This is a genomic window from Peribacillus sp. Bi134 (genome assembly GCF_918698065.1).
In the GTDB taxonomy this organism is placed as follows: Bacteria; Bacillota; Bacilli; order Bacillales; family DSM-1321; genus Peribacillus.
Genome location: NZ_CAKKLN010000024.1, coordinates 1 through 8207, shown reverse-complemented (window position 1 = coordinate 8207; position 8207 = coordinate 1). Strand labels below are relative to the sequence as shown.

Sequence of the window (8207 nt, the reverse complement as noted above, 5' to 3'; positions counted from 1 at the left end):
CTCGATGACTGCCCCTTTAGTTCCATAACAAAAAGCTGCCTAAAAGACAGCTCCGATCTTCAGTTAACGCACCCGTTTGTGAAATAAACACCTTAGAGAAAAATCACAATAAATAGTAATCCTACACCAATAAGAACTCCACCAATTAACTCAAAGTTACCCAATATGAAGAACAATTTACTTTTATTTTTAAAATCGAATGAAAGAATCCTTTTTCTTAACCAAAATCCAAAAATGACAATTAATAGAAAAGAAAAAAGAAGTAACATTGGATTATTTTTAATATAGAGTCACTCCCATTTTTTACACCTAGCAGCAATTATTAAATAATACTGATTGATTTTGTACTCATTCTTCATTGGAATAACTATACACTAAAATAATACCTTCTTGAACTAACCTGCCCCTTTAGTTCCATAAGAAAAAGAGCTGCTAATCAGCTCTTAGCATTGAAGTAAAGCATACGTTAGTTCAACAAGATTTTTTTATTTATTTCTTTAATTGGCATAATATTAGAAGGAGTTAATTCTTCAGACTCAATTACAATTGCAGTTAGTCCAGCGGGAGTTGGTGAATCATACTAAAAAATATAAATATTTACATTTTTTGATCTTTATCCATCCGTTTTGCCATTACGCCCCAAGAGAAATAAAATAATAGAGTGATGGCTAAAATTATGAAACCAGCTTGTGTGATATACATAAAGTCCCACTCTTTAATTTCCTTCTCTTCCTGACCATTAAAATCTTGAATTACATAGTTGGAAGTTTCATAATCCATAAAAACGTAACAAATTATTCCTCCTATTATTACTCCAACTAATAATGATAATAAGAACTTTTTCAATTTTGTGTCCTCCTGCCCTTTATCAAATATGAACTGAGGATAAAAATTAAAATAACCAAAAATCCCCATCACATAGTGGCTTTTTTCTTATAAAAATCTCCCCATAACCAACTTAAAAGTGAATGAAATACTACGAAACAGAATGCGTATGCTAAATTCCCTAACCAATTTATCGTTTGCCCCCTGAAGTATTGTAGACCAGAGTTTGCAATATATATGAGTATGAAACCCACTATATAACTAATGAAGAATCTTTTCTTTGTTATTGCCATAATACAAACCACTCCTATTCTTTGGCAGGTAATCCAAAAAACCTGCCCCGATAGTTCCATAAAGAAAAAGCTGCCTTAAAGACAGCTCCGATCTTAAGCTAAAGCACCCGTTAGCTGAATAGTGCTTTATTTCAATCACTCTTTTTATCAACTTCTTCATAAGGTATTTCTTTTTTTGACTCTATTTCTTAAGGTTCGCTTGAGTAATTTCGAACTAATCCATTATTGATGTCATCAATAGGTGTATATTGATTACTTGGTATTGTTTTATTCTTCTTAAACATCCTAAAAAGAATAAAAATAATCACCCCGATAATTAATGCAAGTACAAAGTATTGCATTTAACCTCCCCCAATCAAAAAGTCGATACCTACATTTTACCATATATTTCATACTCCTTATGCAACTAACCTGCCCCGATAGTTCCATAAGAAAAAGAGCTGCCAATTTCAATAATAGATTTATTAGGAAAACTTGGAATTTAAGTTGTTGTATATTAAGATAGTATATGATTAATATTTTCCATTATATAGGAGGAGACATATGAAAAAGAAAATTCTACATACGGTACTTTCGATAGCAGTAGGAGCAGGGATACTATCCGTTGGTGGTGATCCTACCCAAGCTAAGAGTCAAAATCAGGAGATGAATGACACATACGCAATAGCTTTTAAAAGTGGATTACCAGAGAATTATCAAGAGGTAATACGGAAAGCTGGTGGTAAAGTAACCAAAGTTCTTCCCGAAGTTGGAGGAATAGAAGCTCAATCTGACGAGCCTTCTTTTCTTAAAAACCTAAAAGGTAATTCTTCAATAGAAGCTGCTAACAGAGAAATTCCCCTAACCTTAAACAAATCTGCAGTCAGCCCTTATAACTATGGATCTAGTATCATCAGCCAGCAAAATCCAGAGAGCTATTGGTACTCCCAATGGGATATTCAAAGGGTGACCAACGACGGGAAATCATATGATTTAGAAACAGGCGGATATAAAAATAACGATGGCAGTATTACTCATAAAGCAGTGGTGGGAGTGATTGATACTGGAATTGATGAGTCTCATCCTGATTTAAAGAATAATATAATAGGTGGACGTAATCTTGTTCCTGCTGGAATGGATGAATCTGAAACAGGTGATCCTACTGATATAAAAGATCGCAATGGGCATGGTACTCACGTTGCCGGTATCATTGGAGCAAATGGTAAAGTAAAGGGTGTAGGACCAGATTTAGGAATCAGATCCTATCGCGTATTATACTCAGAGCAAGCCCTTGGATTACCAACTTGGATTATAGATGGAATAATTGCAGCAACAAATGACAAGGTAGATGTTATTAATATGTCTCTTCGTTTCTATAATAATAACAAAATGACAATTGAGGGAGAAAGTTATAAATCAGTCGCTGAAACGTTACTATGGAAGAGAGCAATTCAATATGCAGTAAAGAATGGAGTAACTGTAGTAGCCGGTAGTGGTAATGAAAGTTTAAATTTAGATGACAAGAAGGAAGTTAACGAATTTTTAAATAAATTGTATGAACCATATGGAATGAGCGTGAAAGGTCCTGCAACTGTTGTACCAGCACAAATGCCAGGAGTCATTAATGTGTCTGCCTCCACAAAATGGTCCACTCAACAGCTTGCTTTCTACTCTAATTATGGAAACAGTGCTATTGACGTGGCAGCTCCCGGAGGAGATTATGGGCCTGAATATGCAGAAACCAATGATCCTGCGGCGGCTGATCCAAGTAACTTAATCCTAAGTACTTGGCCTACCTATTTAGGTACTTCATATGAGTTTAATGCTGGTACTTCCATGGCTACTCCTCAAGTAGCTGGAATTGCAGGAGTTATTAAGGCAGCTCATCCGGATTATAAACCTGCCCAAGTAACAGCGCTCATTAAGCAAACAGCTGTTGACTATGGAAAGAAAGGACAAGATGCTTTATTTGGTTCAGGAGAAGCAAATGCTTATAGAGCATTAGAAAATATAAAGAAGTAGCTTATGTTTCAAAATAAGATGAAATATTAAAAGTACAAGGAAGATTCTTGATCAGAATCTGCAACACGAACAGTAATTCGAGATGAATATATCCATAAAATAAGGTTTCTTTGCTCAACAAAGAAACTATATGCCCGAAATATAAAAAACAGTAACACATAAAATGCGTGAAGCCATATTCTAATTATCACAACTCACCAGTTAAAATTCATTCCCAACTTAATTGTTGGGATTTTTTTGTTTTATCGCTTAATTACAATTTCTAGTCCAAGTAAAAAAACATTCTCCAATTTGTGTTATGGACCTATACTGACCCCGATAGTTGCATAAGAAAAAGCTGCCTTAAAGACAGCTCTGATCTTCAGCTAACGCACCCGTTAGCTCAATAGCAAATGAATTACAACTCGTTATTCTCCCAAAGCTCGACCAGTCGACCTTCAGGATCTTCAATCCAAATAAACTTTCCAAATTCACTAATCTCTTTTTTCTTTGCAAGTGGTACACCAATATGTTCAAGATGCTTAATAGTCTCGTTTAGATTATGTACTTGGAAATTTAACATCACTTGTTGTTCTGTTGGAAAATAACTGTCATTCTCGGTAAAGAAAGAAAAGATAGTCTCATTCCCTAATTGGGGTTTTATCACAGTCCCATTCCAATTGTCTATTTCTATCTTCAACACTTCACTGTACCATTTTTTCACAACTTCAAGATCCTTAGTTCTCCAAAATATTCCTCCAAAACCTTTTATCATCGTTTCTAACTCCTGTCTGTCTTCAAATTTTTAGCTATCCGATTACATTAGATATTCGAGATTTAAATTTAAGTTCCTTCTTCAACTATACTGCCCCGTTAGTTTACGTACATTTTTTCACTTACTCAATAAAAAGAGTCGTTTTCCCTATAAGAGAAACGACTCTTTTGGTAAATATGACAACAATTTGACCAACATTGTATCCCTGCAATTATTTTATATATATTTCAGAATCGGATACTACTTCCTTCACTCTATTGCGTTTTAAAGCAGTACTCATTATCACAATCATGCTTACTAATCCAATCCAAACAAGAACAGAAACAGGCGTACTCCAGGTTAAGCCTTCCCCAAAGAAGAATAATCCACGAAGCCCTTCTACCATAAATCGCATTGGCAACCAAGAATAAATCCAATCCCGATAAAATGGAGACATCATTTCAGGTGCCATTGCCAGTAAAGGTGCACCGAAGAAAAGCAGTAAGATAAAAATAGGCATACCTTTAAGCCCCAATAGTGAAAGTACAGCTAATATCATTAGAAAAAAGCTAAAGGATGTTATTGATAAAAATAAAGCCGTATCCATGAAATTCGGGATATTTAAACCAACCATACCATCTGCTATCCAGGTTAAGCCAAATCCAATTACCAGAGCTACAAAGGCACCCATAAAAATTTGCCCCATCTTTGTGACAAGGTTTTCTTTTCTAGTGCGAATCGGCATTTTGCTAATGGAAATAAAGATTATCGCAGCACTTGCCAAACTAGCCATCCATAATGGCTGGAATAAGGAAACAGGAGCATTTCCATTCGCACTATTCGTGCCGATTTCATTGACATTTGTGACTTTCTTAGCGATTGGAACTGCAAGGCTTGCTGCCTGTTTTGCAGTCAAAGTTGCTCCTTGTTTTTCAAAACCATCAAGCAGTTGTTTTCGGACAGTGTTGTTCATGTTATCCACTACTCCATTCAAGAACTGTCCTGCCATCGTTGAAGCAGACGTATTCATACCCTGATTAATAAATATTTGTACTTCAGTTGCAGAAGGTTCTGTTGTCCTTAATGATGCCTGATTAGCACTGAAGTCTTTCGGAATGACCAATGCTGCATAATATTTTTGTTCATCCATTCCAATTTGTGCTTCCTCTGCTGTTTTTACTTCAACCCACTTTACAACAGGGTCTTCATTTGTTGTTGTATTTTTATCCATTGTTTCAACGATGGTTTTACCCATATTCATTTCTGGTTGATTAGGAATTTTCACTCCTTCATCCTCATTTACGATTGCAATCGGCAGATTTTTCGGTTGTGATTGAACGGATGGAAATAATGTAAGTGAAAAAATAAAAATAACTGCCAATGCGATGATCGGTGAAACCAATACCAATTTATTTTTGAACATATTTTACTCTCCTTATTTGGGTTTATATTATAATAAAGAACAACCTGTTGTTTTATTTACTACATTCAAATTATAATTGGGGACTAGTTCTGTTTCAATAATCAAAAATGGCACATGTGTTGGTTACGGAACACCTTTTATAAATGTGTTGATTAAAATTAAGGAGGAAGTAGCTTGCGAGATAGTAATACGGATTTACGGGTCATTCGAACAAAAGAATCCATCCGAGATGCACTAGTTGAATTGATAGATGAAAAAGGGTTCGAAGCAATTACGGTTAAAGACATAACAACTAGAGCAAAAATTAATAGGGGTACATTTTATGCCCACTACCAAGACAAATTTGATTTAATGACGAAATGCGAAGAAGAAATCATGCTTGAAATGTCCAGACTTGTAAAACAGAACTTCCCAGGTGTTATTGCCGCACTTGAAACCAACTCACCGACTGCAACAACATTTTCCCTTTCAGTTTTAATATTTGAGTATCTTAATGAGAATAGTAGTTTTATGAAGGCTGTGTTAGGTCCAAAAGGCGATTTATCTTTTCAAACAAGATTGAAAGACTTTATGTGGAAAACATTTCTTGGAAATAATCCAAACGCACTTATTAAGGAGGAAAATTTACTTGTACCAGGACAATATTTTGCTTCTTACGTTGCATCTGCACATATAGGTGTAATTCAACAATGGTTAGATAGTGGCAGGAAAGAATCCCCTCAAGAAATGGCTCGTATCCTATCAACCATTACAGTTAATGGTCCCTTCTTTGCAGCTGGTTTGAAAAAATAAATCACACAGGGATTAAGGGACAATACTATGAAAAATAGGTACTGTCCCTTTATTATTAATATGATTATGCAACTAACCTGCCCCGATAGTGCCATAAGAATAAGCTGCCTTAAAGACAGCTTTAACCTAAAGCTAACGCACCCGATAATTCATTAAGGATACCTTAAATAATTCCGTTTATACCTAAAACAACGCACATTAATCCTCCCAAAATAAATAAAATTTCAAGATACCAATAATTAAATGTTAGAGGTAAGGGCGTTATATATTTGATGTGTTCAAAAAATTTTCTATTATCAAACCGAAACGAGCCGTATAAAACAATCCAGTCCACGTTGCGATAATACCAAATATAGTAGCAAATATGGACCCAAAAAAGTCTTTGTCCACTCTCTTAATCCCACCAAACTTAAATTTCCTCTCTTTTGTACGTTTCCAAACCATTTTGTTTAAATCTTATTAAGCTAACCTATCCCGATAGTGAACAATAAAAAAGCTGTCGCAATGGCAGCTCCTATCTTACTGTATGGCACTGTTAGTTTAAAAAATAATAGTTATTTTTTAAATAATCTTCTTATCAAGCCGTCTCCAAAAAACAATACAATTGCACAAATTATTAAAAACTACCAACCAAGTCCTTTCCAATACGTTGTAGCTAAAATCGTAATCAGAAACTACCAACCTATAAAGCCTTTATTTTAACGCCCTTTCTTATACCATTGTACTCAATCCAAATACAGGACATTCAAAAAGTATATAGCCTTATAAAAAAGGCCATACCCTTCTTAAAAGGAATATGGCTGGTGATATAGAGTTACTTTCATTATGGAAAGCGTATTGCGTTAATATCGACATTTATAGCACTTGAGGAGGCTACATTTGTTGCTACTGTATAAGCGATTCTAATTTCATATGTTGTAGTTCCAGTGATAGCAGCAGTATTTACATTAGTAGATGCAACAGGAAATCTTGATGTACCTGCAGCACTTACACTTCTTTGAATGGCACGTGTATCAATTAATGTCCCATTACGATATAGCCTAGTTTGAAAGGTGAAATTTGAATTTGCCGTTGTAACCACATCAATTGATACTGCAAAGTCCACTTTAATGTTCTGGCCAACAGTAGTTGGTACATTCATTGTAACCACTGTCGTTTCGGTTCCAGTAGTTGTGAGAGCGATTGGACCAGCCACTTCTGCAAAAAATAATTGAGGAGTTGCACCTGTGGCTCCTGTGGCTCCCGTTGACCCTGCGACTCCCGTGGCTCCTGTTATTCCTGTGGCTCCCGTTGCTCCCGTTGACCCTGCGACTCCCGTCGATCCTGTTGCTCCTGTTGCTCCCGTTGCTCCTGCGACTCCCGTCGATCCTGTGGTTCCCGTGGCTCCCGTTATTCCTGTGGCTCCTGCGGTTCCTGTGGCTCCTGTGGCTCCCGTTACTCCTGTTGCGCCGGTTGCTCCTGTTGCGCCGGTTGCTCCTGTGGCTCCTGGTTCTCCTGTTGCTCCCGTAATTCCTGTTGCTCCTGTTGCGCCTGGATCTCCCGTCGCTCCTGTAATTCCTGTTGCTCCTGTTGCTCCTGTATCTCCTGTCGCTCCTGTAATTCCTGTAGCTCCCGTGGCTCCTGTAACTCCTGTTGCTCCTGTGGCTCCTGTAATTCCTGTTGCTCCTGTTGCGCCTGGATCTCCCGTCGCTCCTGTAATTCCTGTTGCTCCGGTGGCTCCCGTGGCCCCTGTAATTCCTGTTGCTCCTGTTGCGCCTGGATCTCCTGTTGCTCCTGCGACTCCCGTGGCTCCGGTGGCTCCCGTTGCTCCGGTGGCTCCCGTTGCTCCGGTGGCTCCCGTTACTCCTGTTGCGCCTGTGGCTCCTGTTGCTCCTGGTGCTCCTGTTGCTCCTGTTGCTCCTGTGGCTCCTGTCGCTCCTGGAGCTCCCGTGGCTCCTGTAATTCCTGTTGCTCCCGTAATTCCTGTCGCTCCTGGATCTCCCGTGGCTCCTGTAATTCCTGTTGCTCCCGTAATTCCTGTCGCTCCGGTAGCTCCTGTAGTTCCTGTTGCTCCGGTGGCTCCCGTGGCCCCTGTAATTCCTGTGGCTCCTGTTGCGCCTGGATCTCCGGTGGCTCCTGTGGCTCCCGTGGCTCCCGTTAC

General features: G+C 38.0%; 7 protein-coding genes. 2 read left to right on the top strand and 5 right to left on the bottom strand.

What is annotated here, in order from left to right; translation table 11 throughout:
- Positions 1–597 precede the first annotated feature (597 nt).
- Positions 598–846, bottom strand: a complete 249-nt coding sequence (locus LQ188_RS26595; protein WP_101226098.1) for a hypothetical protein — start codon at positions 844–846, stop codon at positions 598–600.
- Between the two features lie 460 nt (positions 847–1306).
- Positions 1307–1459 (bottom strand): DUF3951 domain-containing protein, encoded by a 153-nt coding sequence (locus LQ188_RS27070; protein WP_363320629.1) that lies wholly within the window; start codon positions 1457–1459, stop codon positions 1307–1309.
- A gap of 202 nt (positions 1460–1661) precedes the next feature.
- Between LQ188_RS27070 and LQ188_RS26590 the strand changes: the two genes are divergently transcribed.
- A complete protein-coding gene (locus LQ188_RS26590) occupies positions 1662–3119 on the top strand; it encodes a S8 family serine peptidase (RefSeq protein ID WP_230178954.1) in 1458 nt (485 codons plus the stop codon).
- 397 nt (positions 3120–3516) lie between these two features.
- Here the strand turns inward: LQ188_RS26590 and LQ188_RS26585 are convergent, their stop codons facing one another.
- A complete protein-coding gene (locus tag LQ188_RS26585) occupies positions 3517–3873 on the bottom strand; it encodes a glyoxalase (protein WP_230178952.1) in 357 nt (118 codons plus the stop codon).
- Positions 3874–4084: 211 nt separating this feature from the next.
- The gene (locus tag LQ188_RS26580) at positions 4085–5275 is read right to left on the bottom strand and encodes an ABC transporter permease (protein WP_230178950.1); all 1191 of its coding nucleotides are present in this window, start codon (positions 5273–5275) and stop codon (positions 4085–4087) included.
- Positions 5276–5449: 174 nt separating this feature from the next.
- On the opposite strand from LQ188_RS26580, the gene LQ188_RS26575 reads away from it, so the two are divergent.
- Entirely contained in the window at positions 5450–6067 is a 618-nt protein-coding gene (locus LQ188_RS26575; RefSeq protein WP_230178949.1) for a TetR/AcrR family transcriptional regulator, read from the top strand.
- A gap of 823 nt (positions 6068–6890) precedes the next feature.
- Here LQ188_RS26575 and LQ188_RS26570 read toward each other — a convergent pair.
- A partial coding sequence (locus LQ188_RS26570) for a collagen-like protein (protein WP_230178947.1) occupies positions 6891–8207 on the bottom strand: 1317 nt, incomplete at its 5' end.